General features: G+C 70.1%; 16 protein-coding genes. 8 read left to right on the top strand and 8 right to left on the bottom strand.

All coding sequences use genetic code 11. From position 1 onward, the window contains the following. Positions 1-26: 26 nt before the first annotated feature. Both GUI43_RS00340 and GUI43_RS00345 read right to left on the bottom strand, forming a co-directional pair. Positions 27-890 (bottom strand): peptidoglycan-binding domain-containing protein, encoded by an 864-nt coding sequence (locus GUI43_RS00340; RefSeq protein ID WP_112697357.1) that lies wholly within the window; start codon positions 888-890, stop codon positions 27-29. Between the two features lie 209 nt (positions 891-1,099). Then, positions 1,100-2,128, bottom strand: coding sequence for an NBR1-Ig-like domain-containing protein (locus GUI43_RS00345; RefSeq protein ID WP_112697359.1), 1,029 nt, complete (start codon positions 2,126-2,128; stop codon positions 1,100-1,102). Positions 2,129-2,264: 136 nt separating this feature from the next. Here GUI43_RS00345 and GUI43_RS00350 point away from each other — a divergent pair, with 136 nt between their 5' ends. Then, on the top strand, positions 2,265-2,681 hold the full coding sequence (locus GUI43_RS00350) for a hypothetical protein (RefSeq protein WP_112583530.1): 417 nt from the start codon (positions 2,265-2,267) through the stop codon (positions 2,679-2,681). A 72-nt stretch (positions 2,682-2,753) separates the two neighbouring features. On the opposite strand, the gene GUI43_RS00355 is transcribed toward GUI43_RS00350, so the two are convergent. Together GUI43_RS00355 and GUI43_RS00360 are read right to left on the bottom strand one after the other, a co-directional pair. Next, positions 2,754-4,787: a hypothetical protein gene (locus GUI43_RS00355; protein WP_112697642.1), complete on the bottom strand. Its 2,034-nt coding sequence runs from the start codon at positions 4,785-4,787 to the stop codon at positions 2,754-2,756. 67 nt (positions 4,788-4,854) lie between these two features. After that, positions 4,855-6,102 (bottom strand): MFS transporter, encoded by a 1,248-nt coding sequence (locus GUI43_RS00360; protein ID WP_112697361.1) that lies wholly within the window; start codon positions 6,100-6,102, stop codon positions 4,855-4,857. 45 nt (positions 6,103-6,147) lie between these two features. Between GUI43_RS00360 and GUI43_RS00365 the strand changes: the two genes are divergently transcribed. Next, complete coding sequence (locus GUI43_RS00365) at positions 6,148-6,693, top strand: CGNR zinc finger domain-containing protein (protein ID WP_112697363.1); 546 nt, start codon at positions 6,148-6,150, stop codon at positions 6,691-6,693. Between the two features lie 88 nt (positions 6,694-6,781). Here the strand turns inward: GUI43_RS00365 and GUI43_RS33630 are convergent, their stop codons facing one another. From GUI43_RS33630 to GUI43_RS00375, 3 genes are all read right to left on the bottom strand, one after another. Continuing rightward, positions 6,782-6,928 (bottom strand): hypothetical protein, encoded by a 147-nt coding sequence (locus GUI43_RS33630; protein ID WP_167337290.1) that lies wholly within the window; start codon positions 6,926-6,928, stop codon positions 6,782-6,784. A 132-nt stretch (positions 6,929-7,060) separates the two neighbouring features. Continuing rightward, positions 7,061-7,702, bottom strand: coding sequence for a GNAT family N-acetyltransferase (locus GUI43_RS00370; protein WP_112697365.1), 642 nt, complete (start codon positions 7,700-7,702; stop codon positions 7,061-7,063). Between the two features lie 253 nt (positions 7,703-7,955). After that, on the bottom strand, positions 7,956-9,170 hold the full coding sequence (locus GUI43_RS00375) for a cellulose-binding domain-containing protein (RefSeq protein WP_112697367.1): 1,215 nt from the start codon (positions 9,168-9,170) through the stop codon (positions 7,956-7,958). 436 nt (positions 9,171-9,606) lie between these two features. On the opposite strand from GUI43_RS00375, the gene GUI43_RS00380 reads away from it, so the two are divergent. Continuing rightward, positions 9,607-9,993: a YciI family protein gene (locus GUI43_RS00380; protein WP_112603132.1), complete on the top strand. Its 387-nt coding sequence runs from the start codon at positions 9,607-9,609 to the stop codon at positions 9,991-9,993. Further along, positions 9,993-11,207 (top strand): RNA polymerase sigma factor, encoded by a 1,215-nt coding sequence (locus GUI43_RS00385; protein WP_112697369.1) that lies wholly within the window; start codon positions 9,993-9,995, stop codon positions 11,205-11,207. Before GUI43_RS00380 ends, GUI43_RS00385 begins: the two co-directional genes overlap by 1 nt. Before the next feature lie 58 nt (positions 11,208-11,265). Here the strand turns inward: GUI43_RS00385 and GUI43_RS00390 are convergent, their stop codons facing one another. Continuing rightward, positions 11,266-11,928, bottom strand: coding sequence for a tetratricopeptide repeat protein (locus tag GUI43_RS00390; RefSeq protein WP_112697371.1), 663 nt, complete (start codon positions 11,926-11,928; stop codon positions 11,266-11,268). Between the two features lie 188 nt (positions 11,929-12,116). On the opposite strand from GUI43_RS00390, the gene GUI43_RS00395 reads away from it, so the two are divergent. The 4 genes from GUI43_RS00395 to GUI43_RS00410 all read left to right on the top strand — a co-directional run bounded on the left by GUI43_RS00395 (position 12,117) and on the right by GUI43_RS00410 (position 17,233). Beyond that, positions 12,117-12,608: a SigE family RNA polymerase sigma factor gene (locus tag GUI43_RS00395; protein WP_225855188.1), complete on the top strand. Its 492-nt coding sequence runs from the start codon at positions 12,117-12,119 to the stop codon at positions 12,606-12,608. 14 nt (positions 12,609-12,622) lie between these two features. Beyond that, positions 12,623-13,471 carry a hypothetical protein gene (locus GUI43_RS00400; RefSeq protein ID WP_112697375.1) on the top strand — a complete coding sequence of 283 codons (849 nt, stop codon included), beginning with the start codon at positions 12,623-12,625 and terminating at the stop codon, positions 13,469-13,471. A gap of 46 nt (positions 13,472-13,517) precedes the next feature. Further along, positions 13,518-13,871: a VOC family protein gene (locus GUI43_RS00405; protein ID WP_091399869.1), complete on the top strand. Its 354-nt coding sequence runs from the start codon at positions 13,518-13,520 to the stop codon at positions 13,869-13,871. A gap of 74 nt (positions 13,872-13,945) precedes the next feature. Next, on the top strand, positions 13,946-17,233 hold the full coding sequence (locus GUI43_RS00410) for a glycosyl hydrolase family 95 catalytic domain-containing protein (protein WP_249037602.1): 3,288 nt from the start codon (positions 13,946-13,948) through the stop codon (positions 17,231-17,233). The last annotated feature ends 11 nt before the right edge of the window (positions 17,234-17,244 follow it).

The following is a 17,244-nucleotide window of genomic DNA, read 5'->3' on the forward strand; positions in this document are numbered from 1 at the left end:
TTTCAGAAACGGTGAAGGGGTGCGGGTCACTGCCCGCGCTGGTACTGCTCCCAGGTCTTGATCGGGACCCGGGGGCCGTCGTCCGGTCCCTGGTTGGCCAGGCCGTTCATGCCGAGGTAGTAGTCGCCGACCTGGTGCTGCGCCTGGCTGGACAGGTCCGTGTCGTTGATCGCCGTGGCGTGGATGTGCCACGGCCAGTCGCCCTGATTCGGGTTACGGACCCAGGCCGCGAAGCCGACCTGGCGCAGGGCCCGGGCGACGGCGGTGCGCTTGGCAGCGGTCATCCCGGTGACGGCGATGTCCACCACACCCCCGCCGTCGTGCGTACCGGCCGAGGTGGGGTCGCCGCCCGGGTTGTACGAGCCCTGGTCGAGCACCAGGGTGTAGCCGAGCAGACGCTGCGCCTCGGCCAACATGGCCTGCGTACGGGCGTTGACGACGTACCCGTCACGTGAAACCTTCCCGCCCGGGCCGATCGGGTTGCCGACCGTGTAGCGGTTCTGCCCGAGCCTCGTCAGCGACGTCGTGCCGGGCAGACCGTTCGCGGCAAGCCCGGTGTAGCCGAGCGAGCGTTGGTACGCCGCGTACGCCGAGACCGTCTGGGTGCCGAAGTAGCCGTCGACCCACTGCGCGTTGAGCAGGTTCTGGGCCTGGAGCGCCTGCTCGACGGCGAGTACGGAGTTCTTCGCGCCCGGTGTCAGGGTGTTGTCGGCCCGGCGGGGGTCGATCTGGGCGGCCAGGACGGTGGCCTCCATGTCCACGACCGGCCGCGCGGCCGTGGTGACGGTTCGCTGCGCTGTGGCACCGGATGGCGCGGCCCACGCGTGGGCCGGAACCCCGACGGCCACGCAGAGCGCGGCGAGCCCGACGGATAACCAGGGACGGCGCACTGTCGATCCTCCTCGCAGTTGGTGAGTCGTTCGGAACGGACATCACCTTGCGAGAAACGGCCTGCTGTTCGGTACCCCTACTGTCCTGTCAGATCCGTCAGGCCGTCCCCGACCTCGATGGATGTGCTGTTGTCAGCTTTGGTGGCACCCGGGACTGACATCGAGCGATCGCCGCTCTTACACCGGCCAGGGCGACCGGGGGGGCGCACTCAGGCGGTGACGGTGACCATGAAGTACACCGGCCGGCGGGTGGGAAAGAACTCCTGCCCGTTCTCGTCGACCATCTTCCAGCTCACCCAGCACTTCCCGGGACGGCTCGGCGCGGTGACCTCGACACTGATCATCACCTGCTCGTCGGGCGGTGTGTCACCGATCGCCACCCGGTCCGGCACCCGGCAGCCGTCGGCATCGGCGGTGGGGTTGGTGCGGGCGAGGAAGCGGTTGTGCCAGGCGACCTTCCCCACGTTCTTGAGGGCCCACACCTTGACGAACTGGGAGTTCACCCGCACCCGGGTGCCGTCGGGGATGGTGACGTCGGAGATGAACTTGCTGGAGTCGCCGGGGATCAGCGAATCCGAGAACGCTGAGGCCGACGGCGACACCGACGGTGCGGACGACGCCGCCACCGCGCCGGAGTCGTCCCGTGACGACCGGCCGCGGACGACGACGCCCAGGACGGCGACCATCGCCACCACCAGGAGCACCGCGGCTGCGGCGAGCCATGGCAGCCGGGGCCGCCGTGCGCCCGCGACGTCCTCGTCGGTCGGCGGATAGTCAGTGCGCCGCAGCGCGTTCCGCTCCTCAGGCGACGGCAGGGGGACGACGGACACGATGGGCCCGTGGGTCTCCGGGGCGTCGGTCCCGGTGTCGGGTTCCATTCCACCCGTGGTGATCGGGATGTCGGCGCCGGGCGGGGAATCGGTACTGACCGGCGCGGCATCGCCATCCGCGATGCCGTGGACCGTCCCGGGGCGCTGCGCATCCTCCCAGCGACGCCGCCACTGGACCTCGTCCGCCTCGCAGGCTCTGACGAACTCCCGCACGGTCTCCCAGGAAGGGAACCTGGTCCCGGCAGCGGCCTCGTGCAGGGTGGTGTGCGAGATCCGACCCGACCGCCCAGCCATCTTGCGGAACGACGGGTCACCGGCGGCGGTCCGCAGGGCGCGTAGCTGTTCGGCGAACCTCTCGGCGGCCTGTCTGTCCTGAGTCGACTGAGCGGCGGCACGCTGGTCCTTCATCACTCCCCCATGTCAGACGACGTTGTCAGGCGTTGTCAGAGCGTGTCAGAGGGTACCGAACGGGCTCGGTCGCCATCAATGTGGTGCATCGACGACACCGGGCCCCACAATTCCGGTGCATTGAAGGAGGTCACCGATGAAGAAGCTTTCCCGCCGTGGCGTACGCATCCTCGCGGCCGCCGGTCTGGCTGTGCCCGCGGCGCTGACGTTCGCCGGACCCGCGCACGCCGAGACCAACCCGCGCTGCGTCGACTCGGTGCAGATCGGCGCCACGGCGTACGTCACCGTCGGCGGTCAGACCGCGGCATCGGTCAAGCAGTACAAGGGCTGCGGCAAGAACTACGCCTACACGTACGTGTGGCAGCAGTACCGGGCAAGCCACGGTTCGTACCAGGTCTGCACCTCCATCGTGACCGGAAGCACGCTGCGCGACCTGCAGTGTTCCAGTGGTCCGGAGGTCTGGTCCCTGGGCGCCAACACGCTGTCGGTGTGCACCCGGGCCCTCGGCGGCATCTCGGACGTGGCGCAGAAGGAGACCGAGGTGCGCTGCTGACCCGACAGGGTCGACGTTTTCCCCGGCGGGGCGCTGGCACGGCCAGCGCCCCGCTTCGTTCCGATCCTCGCGTCAGGGGCAGGGTGTCCGCGCGCAAACGTCGACGACCTTGCCGGTGAGCAGGAAGACCGCTTTCTGTTTCTGGGCTCCGGCCTGGGCGCGGGGGAACTCGTGCGGATCGTCGCCGTACTCCGGTCCGACGGGGGCGAGGTTCGTCGGCGGCGGCGCGTAGGCCGCGCCGCTGTTCCAGATCACGATCGCCGAGCCGGTGTACGGGTAGCGGCGGATCGGCGTGATGCCCCAGTACGGTCGCACGTCCAGTGACCAGCCGTCGGCGAGCGCGGGGGTGTGCAGGCGCGCGCCGATGGTGCGCGCCTGCACCTCCGCCGCAGCCGGCGAGACCTGTTGGTCGCCGAAGGCAACGTGCATCAGCACCTGGTGCGCCGGGGTGCGCGGTAGTGGCCGGTCGGTCATGTGCTGGGCGTACCCGTTGGCCTCGGAGCGGTCCCACAACATCTGCAGCAGCGCGAGGACCAGTTGTTGGTCGACAGTGTCCGGGTACCAGCCGTCGAGCACGGTCTGGAACGGTGCGAAGTCCACGCTGCGTTGCAGCAGTGTGGAGTAGTTCATCGCCGGTACGCCGAGCACCGACCGGGTCCAGTCCTGGGCGATGGCGGTGAGGGCACCTCCGTTGATGCCGCCCTGGCTGTTGCCGTCGTAGTGCAGCCCGCCGACGCGATTGATCAGCGGCCGGGCGGTGGCGTCCCGGAACGCCGGGTGGGCGGCGAACCCAGCTGGGTGGATCATCGCGCGACCCAGGAAGAGGAAGTTCAGGAAGCTCTGCTGCAGCCGGTCCGCCACCGCGGGAAAGACACTGAGGTCGGTGAAGGCGTTGGCCACAAAGGGAACGTCAGCGGCGGCCATGCCGATCCAGCTGGTCGCGCAGAAGGTGAAGTTGTGGGTGTTCGACATCGTCCTGACGTTGCCGGCGTTGATCTCGGTCGGTCGACCGAGCAGTCCGTGGCCGTAGAGCGAGAGGTGGGCCGGGCGCGCGGCCGAGGCGCTGCGCGGGATGTTGCAGACGAAGTCCGCCGCCACCGTCGCGCCCGACGGCGTGGGCAGAGCGTTCGGCGTGGGCGCCGTCCCGGCGCCGCCGGCCGGCCCGTAGTGCAGGCGGGAGCCGGGCCCTCCGTCGCCGGTCAGATAGGACGGTACGCCGATGGTGCCGGCGACCTGCCGGGCGATCAACGGATCCTGCTCCGGTGAATAGTCCGTCACCTGGGTGACGGTGACCGGCGGCGCGGCCCGGCCGAGGTCGGCGAACGCGTCGTCCCGGACCGCCAACATCCGCCCGGTCAGCCCGTGCCGGCTGGCCACTGTGAAGTCCCAGGCCAGGTAGAGGCTGTGCCGCTTGACGCCGGTCCGGCTCAGCTCGGCGACGATCCGCCTCAGTTGCGGCCCCCGAGCGTCCCGCTGCCTGAGGCCGGCGCCGGTCACGTACGCCGTGAACGCCTTCGGCGCCGGAATCAACGCCCCGTTGCCGTCCCGCAGACCGCGCAACCCGACGACGTAGCGGGTGCCCTCGGTCAGCGCCACCGCCGGTCGGATGATCAGCAGCTGCCGGTCGGGCTGGCCGACCGCGTGCGCATCCAACTCGGCCCAGTACGGCGTGCGCTCACCGGTCCGGGTGTTGAGCAGCACGATCGGCGCGTTCGGCGCCAGCGAGCGGCCGATGTCGGTGACCGGCGCGATCCCGCTCGCCGCGGCGTCGAGGCCGGGTACGCGCACCAGGATCGGTGAGCCCGGGCTGAACCCGTCCTGCCGGTTCCACTCCGTCGGGTCGATCGGGGTTCCCTGCACGTTGGCGGGCATCGCGGCGGCGGCGAACCGCACCCGCTTGCCGGTGGGGCTGCTCCGGTCCGGCACTGTGAAGTAGTCGCTCGGGAACGGCAGCAGGCAGGCGGTCGGGTCGATCGGGTCGCAGGACGGGTGCCCGGTCGGTGCGGGAGTCGTTGGCGGTGCGGCGGGCGCCGCCGTTCCGAGCAGGACGGCGCCTGCTGTCACCAGCACGGACACGGCCAGACGGAGCCCTCTGGAGGTGGTCACACGCATCTCCTTCGACGCTGGACGGCGGATCGATGGGTGGTGTTCTTCCTACGCTTGTGAAAGAACCTCAGCAAGCGTCGATGTGCCCGCCCACACCTGCTCCTGGGCGGGGCCGCAGCAGCACGCCACCCGCGATGCCCGCGACAACCGGGAAGGCGGCAACCATCAGCAGTTGAGCACTCGCTGGCAGATCGGTGGCGAGGCCCAGGAGGCCGACGCCGATCGCCGAGGCGGCCACCTTCAGTCCGGCGCCGATGGTGAAGACCTGTGTACGGATCGCCTCGGCGGCCAGGTGACTCCGGGCCAGGAACAGCGCCGCCGCGAACGGTCCGGTGAAGAGCCCCGACAGCGCGAACAGTGCGGCGGCCAGCGGCAGGGAGTGCACCGCGGAGGCGAACGCGAGGGGTACACCGACCGCGACCATGGCCCAGACCGCCACGCGGGGCGCGCGGGACGCCGGCAACGGACGCCATGCCCAGAGCAGTGATCCCACGAACGCGCCACCGGCGGTCACGCCGAGGAGCAACCCGGCGCGGCTGGGTTCGTGCGTAGCCGCAGCGAGGGTGGTGGCGACGACAGCCATACCGCCGAGGCCCAGTTGGCCGACGCTGGTGGCGAGTGTGATCGTTCGCAGGGCCGGGTTCCGCACGATCGCGCGGGCACCCTGGAACAGGTCGACCGCTCGGGTCTGCTCCGCTGCCGCACCGGAGGCGGGCAGGCGCAGGAACGCGACGCCGAGCGCGCCGAGCCCGCCGGCGACCGCGAGCGCGAGGGTGGAGGTGCCCGGGCTGGCGGAGGCCGCCACCAGCCCCACCGTCGCCGGCCCGACCATGCCGGCAACGTTGTAGGACAACGAGTCCAGCGCGAAGGCACGAGCCTCGTGCCCGGGGCCGGCCAGTGCGGCCAGTTGGCTGGTCAGCCCGCCGGTCACCGCGGGCCCGCAGCATCCCGCTATCGCTAGGACGAGATAGGTCTGCCACAGCGGCGCATGACCGAGCAGGGCGACCGGGGCCGCGAGGGCGCCGGCGAAGACGGCGATTGCGGCGGCGAGCACGGCTGCTGGCCGTCGCGACCGGTCGACCAGCCCGCCGACCAGGGGCGCAGCCACGACGTGTGGGAGGAGCAGGGTCGCGACCAACGTCCCGCCGACGGCTGCGCTACCCGTCCGGTCCAGGGCGAAGATCACCATCGCGACGCGTGCGCCTTCGTCAGCGGCACGGGCCAGCAGCGCCGCGACCAGGTAGTGGGTCAGCCGAGCGCCGTCGCGGCGGGTACCGGGGTCCAGTTCCGTCACCTGTTCGACCGGTGATGACATCGCTTCACTCTTGCACCGCGTCGCGTCACCGGTCAATATGGTGACGTGAGGTTCGAGTTCATCGCCGATCGGCCGGTACTGGACTTCCTTCCGACCCGCGCCGAGCGCGGCCACGCGGACGTCGAGCAGCTGACCGCGCCAACAGACTTCGCGGAATGGGCCGTCCAGGCCGGCATCGTCGAGCGAGCGCCTGATGTGGACGAAGCCGGCCTGCGGCACGTCAAGGCACTCCGAGAGGCGATGTTCCGCCTGGTCCAAGCCCTGATCGACGGCACCGAGGCGGCCACGACAGACCGTGAGCTGGTGAATGCCGCCGCAGCGGGGCCGCTACCCACACTGCGCCTTAACGTCGACGGGGTGCACCGCAACGGCGATCTGAACTCCGTCCTGACGGTCCTCGCCCGCGACTGCCTGGAGTTGCACGCCAGCGACGACCGCCTGGCCCTCCGCTGGTGCGCCGACGAACACTGCACCCGAGCGTTCGTCGACCGGTCGCGGGGCGCACGGCGGCGCTGGTGCGGCATGCGCGGCTGTGGAGACCGTGCCAAGGCCGCCGCGTACCGCCAGCGACGGCGGACAACGATCCCGTGAGAGCAACAGACTGGCGGTCGGTGGCCGGCAGCCTGATAGTGCTCTGGCTGCTGACCACCGACCGCAGCAACGACGACTCACGGAAAGGTCAGTCGGTGATCACCGGCCAGGCGTAGGCGAGCAGGGCGCAGGCGGCACCCAGAAGCGCGAGCGAGACACCCCTCGTGGGCAGCGGCAGAGCAGCGAGCACGATCAGGATGACGGCGACAACGTAGAGAAATGCCTGGACCGACATGGGTGATCTCCTCGATCAGGGGTAGCGGGCGGCTGACGTCATCCGCGGGATGCCCCCGGGGGTGATCTCGGAAACCTCCTGCGGATCACGGTTCGGCCCACAGTGGTACGTGTGGCTCGCCCCGTGCAGTCCCTACGTCTGAGGAAGAAGCGCTTCGGCACCCACCGGTCGAAAACCCGCCGCCTGGAAGGCGCGCACGCTGCGCGCATTGCCGGCGGCCTGCTGGGCCCAGACCGGCTGGCCGTCGGGCACCAGATGGCGGGCGGCCGTCGCCAGCGCCCGCCCCAGGCCTCGGTGGCGACGCTCGTCGTCGACCTCTATCGCCGCCTCCCAACGCCCGGCCACCCCGCGGCCGAGCACGACCACCCCACCCTCGGCGCCCCAGACGCGGATGTCGTCACGACGCCGACGCGACCTGACCTCGCGAGGATGATCGGCGTCCGTCAGCTCAGCCAGGTGCAATGGAGGTGGCCCGTCAAGGCAACTCGCCACGGTCAGCAGGTCGATCGTGTCCATGGAGCGCCGGGTGCGGTCGAGCAGCGCACCCAGGAAACGCGGATTCATCGTGGCCGCCAGGGGATCGCAGTCGAGGGTGGCCAGCGTACGTCGTACCCACTGGGGGTCTTCGTCGGTGAACACCACCGAGTGTCCGGTGAAGGCGATGACTCCGGCGTCGCGGCGGCTCGGCTGTGGCACCACTGTGGTCCCGCCGTCTGGTGGCGGATAGCGCCCGTGCGCCGCCGCGTCCAGGATGTCGGCCAACGTGCGGTCCATGGTCGCCTCTCCCCCGGTCCCCGACGCGCGGCTGCCGACGGCGGACGCGGCAATGCGCTCCGCCCCTTGCCACCGCGCGGGCCAGACAGTGTCCAGACATCCTCCCGCGTGAGGTGAGCAGCTGTGGGCCCGCCGTGTCGTGAAGGAGGTCACTGACGAGCAAGGGTGTGACCCGACTTCCGGGCCACACCCTTGACACATTCACTGATCTGGACGGGCACCGCTGACTGTCCCCGGCCGAGACCCGGAAGGGTCAGCAGCCGATCCGGCTGGACCCGACCGCGATGTCGTCGTACCAGAGGGTGTCGGCTCCGCCGCCGTAGCTCTCCCAGCCCAGCTTCAGATCGGTGAGCTGCGGTCGCCAGGTGCGGTTGTACCACTGGCCGTCGATGTCGTGCGTCGGTGCGCCGTCCGCTGTCAGCCCGGGGATGGCGGCGCCGTCCACCCAGGTACGCAGCTGACCGGCCGCGCCGTCCACCATGAACTCGACGCAGGTCCACCGGTTGGTGGGTAACGGCAGGCTCTGCGCCACCCCGGCCGGGCTCTGCTCGGGCAGGGTCGCGTCGTCGGAGGCGCGGTTCCACTGCAACGCGCCGTTCTGGCCACCCAACCGCAGGTCCTTGTTGCCGTCGGCGGCGTCGGCCATCGCCATCATCGTGGTGTGTTCGGTGGGCTGGGCGGTGGTGTGCCGGACCCAGACCCGGCCGTATCGGACGTTGCCCACGCTGGCGAGGTTCTTCGTGGACCTGATGAAAACGTGGTTGCAGTACCCGGCCGCGCCGTTGATCCGGACCGACCGGCTGCCGCTGTGCGTGGTCGCCGTGTCGATGGTGGCGGTACCGGCGCCGGAACAGTCCGGGCTCACCACGGCCCAGTCACCGGAGGGCGTCGAACCGGTCTGGCCCTCGAAGCCGTCGCAGAGCACCGCGCCGGCACACCCGGTCGGCGGCTCGGTGGTGGGCGGCGGGGTGGTCGGCGGAGGCGTGGTGGGCGGCGGGGTGGTCGGCGGTGGCGTCGTCGGCGGCGGAGTGGTCGGCGGCGGGGTGGCGCCGTTGCACGGCACGCCGTTCAGGCTGAACCCGGTCGGCGCACCACCGCTGGAGCCGTACGTGCCCTGCAACCCGAACTCGGTGGAGCCGCCGGCCGGGATGCTGCCGTTGTACGACGCGTTGCGGGCGGTCACCGTCGATCCGGACTGGCTGACCGTGGCGTTCCAGCCGCTGGTGACCCGCTCGTCCCCGGCGTACGTCCAGGTGACGGTCCAACTGGAGACGGCCGCGTCCCCCGGGGAGACCTTGACGGTGGCGGTGAATCCGCCGGGCCACTGATTGGGCGTGTAGTCGACCCGGCAACCCTGGGCGGCTGCGGCCGGGCCACTGAGCACTGCCGCTCCGGTTGTGGTCGCGGCGGCGGCCAGCGCGGCGACGACCACCAGGGTCGCGGCGGGGCGGGCACGGAAAATCGTCATGAAGGGTCCTTCTGCCATCGAGCTGAGCGGAGACGGCACGGCGGCGCGTCCTGGACGGACGCGGCGCGACAACGTGCCCTGGATGCGGCGCGGCGGTGCGCCACAGCGACCGGTCGCGCGTACGACCGAAATGCCCGGCTCGGGGTGGACCTGTCAGCCGCCGACGGCCCGGTCCCCCGGACCCCGGCGACGCCCACCCTCAATCTATTGATACACGACTATCCAATCAAGCGTCGGCGGCGCTCTCCCGCCGCGTCGATCATGCAGTTTCAGTTGTCGACATAGATTGAATGCCCCTTATGTCGGGACAGCAAGTGCAAGATCGACGAGCAAGGGACACGAAAAGAATGCCCCGGCCCGTGTCGATCCGCAGGCCGCCCGTTCGACGTGGGGATGCTGGGGCCGGGAGACGGCCCCGTCGGACGAGGAGAACGCGATGTCGAAGTACATGTTGATCATGCGGGGCACCGATGAGACGAACGCGGCCATGATGGCCAACCTCGACGAGATAATGGCCTCCACCCGCCAGTTCATCGAGGACATGATGAAGGCCGACGTTCTCGTCGCGGCCGAAGGGCTGGACGATCCGCGCCAGGGCGTCGTGGTCGACTTCGGTGGAGAGGCACCGGTGGTCACCGACGGTCCGTACGGCGAGACCAGGGAGTTGTTCGGCGGCTACTTCCTGCTCGATGTCGCCACGAAACAGGAGGCGGTCGAGTGGGCGAGGCGGGTCCCGGCGGTCCGCGGGTCCAAGATCGAGGTCCGGCGGGTGGCCGAGGCCGACGAGGTCCCGCAGGGCGGCGAGAGCAACGGCCAGGTCTGATGGGTACGGCCGACGTCGAGGCCGTCTGGCGGATCGAGTCGGCGCGGATCGTGGCCGCGCTGACCCGGTTCACCGGTGATTTCGGGCTGGCCGAGGACGCCGCCCAGGAGGCGGTGGCCGAGGCGCTGGTCTCCTGGCCGCGTGCCTCTCCGGCCAATCCGGCCGGGTGGCTGATGGCCACGGCCCGACGGCGGGCGATCGACGCGATCCGCCGCCGGGTCGCCCTCCAGGAGCGATACGCCCTGTTGGCGGCCGATCCCGCGTTCGATCAGGAGATCGACCCCGACCGGATCGACGACGACGTGCTGGCGCTGATGTTCGTCAGCTGCCACCCGGTGCTCTCCCGCGAGGCGCGGGTGGCGCTGACCCTGCGGGTGGTCGGCGGCCTGTCCACCGAGGAGATCGCCCGCGCGTTCCTGGTGCCGGTGCCGACCGTGCAGGCCCGCATCACCCGGGGCAAGAAGGCGATCGCAGCGGCCGGGGTGCCGTTCGAGCTCCCGCCGGCCGGCGAGCGCCGGGAGCGGCTGGGCGGTGTCCTCAGCGTCCTCTACGTGATCTTCACGGAGGGTTCGACGGCCACGTCGGGCGACCGGCTGCTCCGCCCCGACGTGGCGTACGAGGCGATCCGGCTGGCCCGCACACTTGCCGCGCTACAGCCGGACGAGCCGGAGGTGCACGGCCTGCTCGCCCTGTGCGAGCTGACGGCCGCGCGCTTCCCGGCCCGTACCGACCCGGACGGCACCCCGATCCTCCTTGACGACCAGGACCGCCGACTGTGGGATTTCCCGGCGATCCGCCGTGGGCTGACCGCGCTGGCCAGGGCAAAGCAACGCGGCCTCGGCCCCTACGGTCTACAGGCCGCGATCGCGGCCACGCACGCGTCGGCACCCTCGGTCGAGGAGACCGACTGGGCCCGGATCGTCCGGCTCTACGAGACGCTCGGCCGGGTCGCGCCCTCGCCGGTGGTCGAACTCAACCGAGCCGTCGCCGTCGCCATGGCCTCGGGTCCGGCGCCAGCCCTGGCCATGGTGGACGAGCTGATCGCCTCCAACCGGCTCCCCGGGTCGCACCTCGTCCCGACCGTACGCGGCGAGCTGCTGACCCGCCTCGGCCGGCTTCCGGAGGCGCGTGCCGAACTGGAGCTGGCCGCGCGGCTCTGCGCCAATCAGCGCGAACGCGCGGTGCTGCTCGGCAAGGCGGCCGCGCTGAGCTGACTGCTCCAACACCGCTGGCCGAATCCCGAAGGCCGCTCGTCCGCCCGTGGTCGCAGGCTCAGATCTGCGTTCTCGCCTGCTCGATGTGCCGGGCGATGGCGTGCGCGCCGTGCGTACGTGCGATGGCGTGCGCCTCGTCGAGGATGGCGAGCGCATCCGCGCCGCGATCCTGGGCGGCGGCAATGTAGGCCAGTCCGATCATGTTGGAGGCCGTGCCCGCCAGCGCTCCGACCTCCCGGCGCAGCCGGGTTGACTCCTCCAGCCGCTCGCGTGCCTCGTCCAGCCGGCCGGCGGCGTGCGCCGCGATGCCCAGGTGCCGGAGCGCCTCCGACCGGGTCGGCTTGTCGCCGGTCTGCGCCGCCAGCCGGCAGGACCGCTCCAGGTACGGAATTGCGGTTTCGTCGTCACGTCGGATGAACTGGTGCAGACAACCAATCCAGAACAACGCCTCGGCCTCCCCGCGCGGGTCCCCCAGTGCCCGGTACAGCTCGAGCGCACGCTCGAACAGCGGCAGCTCGGCGGGATCCTCGGTAGGCGACGAGCCGGCGTCGGCGGGCGCGCTCTGAAACCGGGCGTGCAGGATCATCCCCCGCGCCAACGCCGCATCGGCCTCGACGGCGTGCAGACCCTGCTCGGCGTCTCTCAGCCCGCTGGTGTCGCCGCCGAACACCGCCCGTTCATAGATCTCTCGGGCCCGTACGATCCGATCGTCGGTGCTCATCCTCGCCCCCGCTGGCATCGCCGCTACCGTCCTAGGTCCGGCAGCCTAATCGGCAGACCGCCGGGCCGGCCCGCCCGAACACCAGATCAGGAAGCATGCAACCCCCGGACGGGAGGGCCGCGTCGTACGGCCGTGACAGTCAGCGCAGAGAACAGACCCGTGCTGGTCGCCGGAGAGGACAGACCCCGGTGAGGCGGGCCGACGAGACAGATTTCCACGACTTCGTCGCGGGCCGGATGGATCGCTGGCGGCGCAGCGCGTTCCTGCTCTGCCAGGACTGGCACACCGCCGACGACGTCGTGTCGGTGACCGTGGCAAAGCTCTACCGAAACTGGCGCACGGCGGGTCGGGCGGATAATCGTGACGCGTACGCCCAGCGGGTCCTGACCCGCACCTGGCTCGACGAGCGGCGCCGGCCCTGGAAGCGGCGCGAACAGGCGAGCGCGACGCTGCCGGACGTGCCCGTGGCGGGCCCGGAGACGGTCACCGACCGCGAAGGACTCGCCGCGTTGCTGCGCTCCCTCGGCCCCAAGCAGCGGGCGGTGCTCGTGCTCCGCTACTACCTGGACTGTTCGGTGGAGGAAACCGCGCAGATCCTCGGCATCTCCACCGGCACCGTCAAGAGTCAGTCGGCACGTGGGTTGGCGAACCTGCGCGCCGTCGTCACCGGCCAGTCCTGAGGAAGAGGCAGCAGATGGGTCACCAGTTGTTCGACGAGTTGATCGGGACGCCACCGCCGCCCCGGGTGGACGTGGAGGGCATCGTCCGGCGCGAGCGGCGCGCGAGCCGCGCCCGACTGGTCGGCGGTCCGCTGGCCGCTGTCCTGGCGGTGGCGGTCGGCGTCGGTGTCGGTGTCGCCGTACACGATCAGGAGCCCAGCCGGCCGCTGGCCGCGCCCTCCCCCACGGCCCCGGACACCGGCTTCCGTCTGGTTTTCGATACCGACGCGAGCGCCGAGGCCAGCGCGGAGCGCCTTGGCGCGGAGTTCGATGCCGCGCTGCGTGCGGTGGCGCCCGGGTCGACGTGGTTCTGGATCCCCGACCACGTGGGCGAGGCCCGCCAGCCGGACGGGCGGCCGCCGGTGTTCACCCACAACGGCCGGGACGACATGGTCGGCGGCGGATCCGGTGTGTCGTATCGGGGACGGAAAGGCCCGCTGGGGGTGTCCATTTTTTTCGACGTTCTCGATCCGGCGCCGACGGGCCGCCCTGTCGACCCCTCGGCGCCCGAGGGGCCTGCCGGATTCCACTGGCCGTGTGAGCTGCCGGAGGGTGCGGGAGACAACCGCTACCACCGCGCCTGTGTGGCGGGGACGACCCCCGGCGGCCTCCGGATGAAGACCGAGACGTTGACCGGAAAGCGAACCGCGAGCGTGCAGCACATCGTCTCGATCCAACTGCCCGGCAACCGGGCGCTCAGCGCGAGCGTCAGCAACATGGTGGGGGTCGACGAGCAGGCCGTCGCCGCACAGTCGGAGCCGCCGCTCTCCGCCGAGCAGCTGAGGGCCGTCGCGGTACGGGTCGCCGAGCGGGTCAGGGCCTGACGGTCGGGATAATGAGCTATCGATTGCCTGAGCAGCTGGAGCCCGCATGCGCGTCATTCGCATTCTGCCCAACCTTCCGGTGGCTGACGTCGGCGCCGCGAAGGGCTTCTACACCGACTTTCTCGGTCTGAGCACCGAGGCATTCAATCTGGGTTGGGTGGCCCGCTACACCTCACCCGACCCCGACGTGGCCGTGCAGCTCGTCTCCGGCGACGCGACAGCACCCGAGGATTCGGTCATCAGCGTGCAGGTGGATGACGTGGACGGCGCCTATGCCGAGGCACAGCGGCTCGGCTACGAGATCGTGCACCCGCTGACCACCGAGCCGTGGGGTGTGCGCAGGTTCTTCGTCCGCGCCCCGGACGGCAACGTCATCAACGTGGCGGCTCACCGCTCCTGAGGTGATCTCGACAATCCCGAGGGATTGACCCTCACAGACGTCCAATGTTAACTGCACATCAACGATGTGGATCGATGTTCATCCGGTTGCCGTCAACCCGGCGCGGTGGCATCGCTCCGCGTCGTCTCGACATCGCCCTCGTTTCGGCGGACGTGGGCACACCGGGGCACTTCCCGGGGTGCGAGGCCTGCATCCGCGACGATCCAGAGGAGATCGTGTCGATGAAGTTGACGCCGCCGCTACGAATCGCGCTCGCTGTCCTGCTCGCCGGTGGTGTCGTCGCCGTCGGGCCGGCCAGGCCAGCGACCGCGGCACCCACGGACGCCGCGTTCGGGACCAGCACCGGGACGTTGAACGTCAACCGGGCCGCCTACCTGTCGAAGCACGACATCGTCTACAACCGCCCGAACACGAACCCCCTGCACGGGCTGACCGTCGGCAACGGCCGCACCGGCGCCATGGTGTGGAACAACAACGGTCTGACCGCCCAGGTCTCCGGTGTCGACCTGGCGCAGCAGTCGACCTACGCCGCCGGGTTGGTCAACCTGTACAGCAACCCGCAGCTCGACACCGGCTACACCACGTTCCAGCAACGTCTCTCGCTGTACGACGGGACGCTGACCACGAAGTACGACAGCAATCGCACCGTCACGGTGCTGGGTGCGCCCAACTCCGAGGTGATGGGCATCCACGTCGAGGACACCAGACCCGGGGTCAGCAGCGTCGGGCTCGACCTGAGCCTGTGGGACATGAACACCGTCCAGAACATCGCGGACGTCCCCGACCTCGACACCTGGCGTACCGTCTCGACCTTCGCCGACGCCGCCGGCGTCGGGTTGAGCCGTGGGCAGACCGACGCGAACAACTTCGGGTACACCCTGGCGGCCACCGTCGAGGGGGCGTCGTACTCGTCCCAGGTGGTCAACGGCACCCGGGTCCGGCTGACGATCACCCCCACATCGAGCTACACGGTGTGGTTCACCGCGGCCAGCCGGATCAACTCACCGGGCCTGAACTCGGTGACCCAGGCGAAGAACCAGTTGGCGGCGGCCAAGGCCACCGGCTACGCCACCACGTTGAACAACTACCGCAACTGGTGGCACGACTTCTGGGTCAGGTCGTTCGTCCAGTACTCCAACGCGGGCGGCGACGCCGACTACCTGGAGAACGTCTACTACCTGGCGACCTACATGATCGCGGCGGGCGGCTACGGCACCTACCCGCTGCACTTCATCAACGGGGTCTTCCGGGCGACCCAGGACACCTCGAAGTGGAGCAACGGTTACTGGTACTGGAACCAACGGGACGTCTACAACTCGTTCCTGGCCAGCAACCACGTCGACCTGATGGCCGGTTTCAACAGGCTCTACAGCCGCAACCTCTCCGCGCTGAAGTCGTACACCACCACCCGGTACGGCAGCGACGGGCTCTGGGTGCCCGAGACGATGGGCTGGGACGGCAACGCCCGGGGCACGATCAACAGCGACTACGTCAACGACACCTACTCGACCGGCACCGAGGCCGCCTACAACATGTACCTGCAGTACCGGTACAGCAACGACGAGACGTACCTGCGCAACACCGCCTACCCGTACATGCGGGAGGCGGTGAAGTTCTACGAGGACATGCTCGACCACGACAGCGCCACCGGCCGGTGGTACATGGCCAGCTCGAACGCCCACGAGACGTACTGGGACGTCCGCAACGCCATCACCGACCTGGCGGCGGTGCGGCTGCTCTTCCCGCTCACCATCCAGGTGAGCCAGCAACTCGGCCTCGACGCCGGGCTGCGGGCAAACTGGCAGACCATCGTCAACAACCTGGCCCCCTACCAGGTGCAGAACGGGGCGTACCTGCCGCACGACCCACCGATCGCGCAGACCCGCAACAACGAGAACGTGGCGCTGGAGTTGGCGTGGCCCTACGACCAGACCGGCATCGGCTACCCCGACCAGCAGACCGCGATCACCACCTGGAACGTGCGGCCCCACCCGTACGGCAACGTCTGGTCCAACGACCACGTGCACGCCGCCCGGCTCGGCCTCGGCGACCAGGCCTTCCAGGGCATGCGGACGATGCTGCAGAAGTACCAGAACTACCCGAACGGGATGACCAACAACACCAACGGCGTCTTCGAGTACCTCGGCGTCCACCTGACGGCGATGAACGAGTCCTTGCTCCAGTCGTACAACGACAAGATCCGGGTGTTCCCGGCCGCGCCGACCGATGCCAGCTTCGTCGGGAGGTTCACCCTGCTCGCCAAGGACGGCTTCCTGGTCAGCTCGGAGCGCGAGGCCGGCGAGACCAAGTACGTGGGGCTGCGCAGCCAGTACGGCAAGACGGCCCGGGTGGTGAACCCGTGGGGCGGCCAGGAGGTCCGGGTCCGTCGTACCTCGGACAACGCCGTGCTGACCACCACCTCGGCCGCCGAGATCAGCTTCGCCACCGCGGCGAACACTGTGTACGTGGTGGAGCGCACCGCCAAACCGCTGTCGACGTACGCGACCAGCACGTTGACCGGCACCGCCAACCAGGGCGAGAAGAGCCTGTCCGGCACCGCCTCGACACTGGGTCTCGGCGGCGCGGGCGGTGGCGGGCTGGTCAACGACACGATGCTGACCTACGACGCCAACTGGCACCACACCACCACCCGGGGGTACGGCGACCACAACGACGACACCCACCACAGCACCACTGTCGGCTCGGCGGCCAGCTACACCTTCACCGGCACCGGGGTGGAGTACCTGTCCGAGCGGTTCAGCGACATGGGCAACGTCGACGTCTACCTGGACAACGTGTTCCAGGCCAACGTCAACCTGAACATCGCCGGCGCCCGCCAGGCGCAGCAGGTGGTGTTCCGCAAGACCGGGCTGGCCAACGGCTCCCACACGATCCGCATCGTCAACAAGACCACCTCCGTGGGCATGGTCGACGCGTTGCGGATCCTCACCGGCGGCACACCGGCGACCGGGGCGGTCGCGCTGCGGGCCCAGGCGAACGGCCGGTACGTCAGCGCCACCAGTGCCGGCGCGGGCAACCTCGTCGCGTCCGCCGCCAGCGTCGGCAGCTCGGAGCAGTTCGACCAGGTCGACCTCGGCGGCGGCACCATCGCCCTGCGGGCCCGGGTCAACAACCAGATCGTCTGCGCCGAGAACGCCGGTGCCAACCCGCTGATCGCCAACCGGGCGTCCGCCGGATCGTGGGAGACCTTCGCCCTGGTCCGCAACACCGACGGCTCGGTCAGCCTGCGGGCGACGGTGAACAACAGGTACGTGGTCGCGGAGAACGGCGGGGCCGAGGCGCTTGTCGCGAACCGGGACGCGATCGGTCCCTGGGAGAAGTTCGACCTGATCACCCTCTGACGCCGGAGCCG

It is taken from the genome of Micromonospora noduli, assembly GCF_003264365.1.
GTDB classification, from domain to species: domain Bacteria; phylum Actinomycetota; class Actinomycetes; order Mycobacteriales; family Micromonosporaceae; genus Micromonospora; species Micromonospora noduli.

Bases quoted from the DNA above. Each gene is read 5' to 3' on its own strand.
- GUI43_RS00345 (WP_112697359.1), bottom strand. From the start codon at position 2,128: ATGAAGGACCAGCGTGCCGCCGCTCAGTCGACTCAGGACAGACAGGCC.
- GUI43_RS00350 (WP_112583530.1), top strand. From the start codon at position 2,265: ATGAAGAAGCTTTCCCGCCGTGGCGTACGCATCCTCGCGGCCGCCGGT.
- GUI43_RS00360 (WP_112697361.1), bottom strand. From the start codon at position 6,102: ATGTCATCACCGGTCGAACAGGTGACGGAACTGGACCCCGGTACCCGC.
- GUI43_RS33630 (WP_167337290.1), bottom strand. From the start codon at position 6,928: ATGTCGGTCCAGGCATTTCTCTACGTTGTCGCCGTCATCCTGATCGTG.
- GUI43_RS00370 (WP_112697365.1), bottom strand. From the start codon at position 7,702: ATGGACCGCACGTTGGCCGACATCCTGGACGCGGCGGCGCACGGGCGC.
- GUI43_RS00375 (WP_112697367.1), bottom strand. From the start codon at position 9,170: ATGACGATTTTCCGTGCCCGCCCCGCCGCGACCCTGGTGGTCGTCGCC.
- GUI43_RS00380 (WP_112603132.1), top strand. From the start codon at position 9,607: ATGTCGAAGTACATGTTGATCATGCGGGGCACCGATGAGACGAACGCG.
- GUI43_RS00385 (WP_112697369.1), top strand. From the start codon at position 9,993: ATGGGTACGGCCGACGTCGAGGCCGTCTGGCGGATCGAGTCGGCGCGG.
- GUI43_RS00390 (WP_112697371.1), bottom strand. From the start codon at position 11,928: ATGAGCACCGACGATCGGATCGTACGGGCCCGAGAGATCTATGAACGG.
- GUI43_RS00400 (WP_112697375.1), top strand. From the start codon at position 12,623: ATGGGTCACCAGTTGTTCGACGAGTTGATCGGGACGCCACCGCCGCCC.
- GUI43_RS00405 (WP_091399869.1), top strand. From the start codon at position 13,518: ATGCGCGTCATTCGCATTCTGCCCAACCTTCCGGTGGCTGACGTCGGC.
- GUI43_RS00410 (WP_249037602.1), top strand. From the start codon at position 13,946: ATGTTCATCCGGTTGCCGTCAACCCGGCGCGGTGGCATCGCTCCGCGT.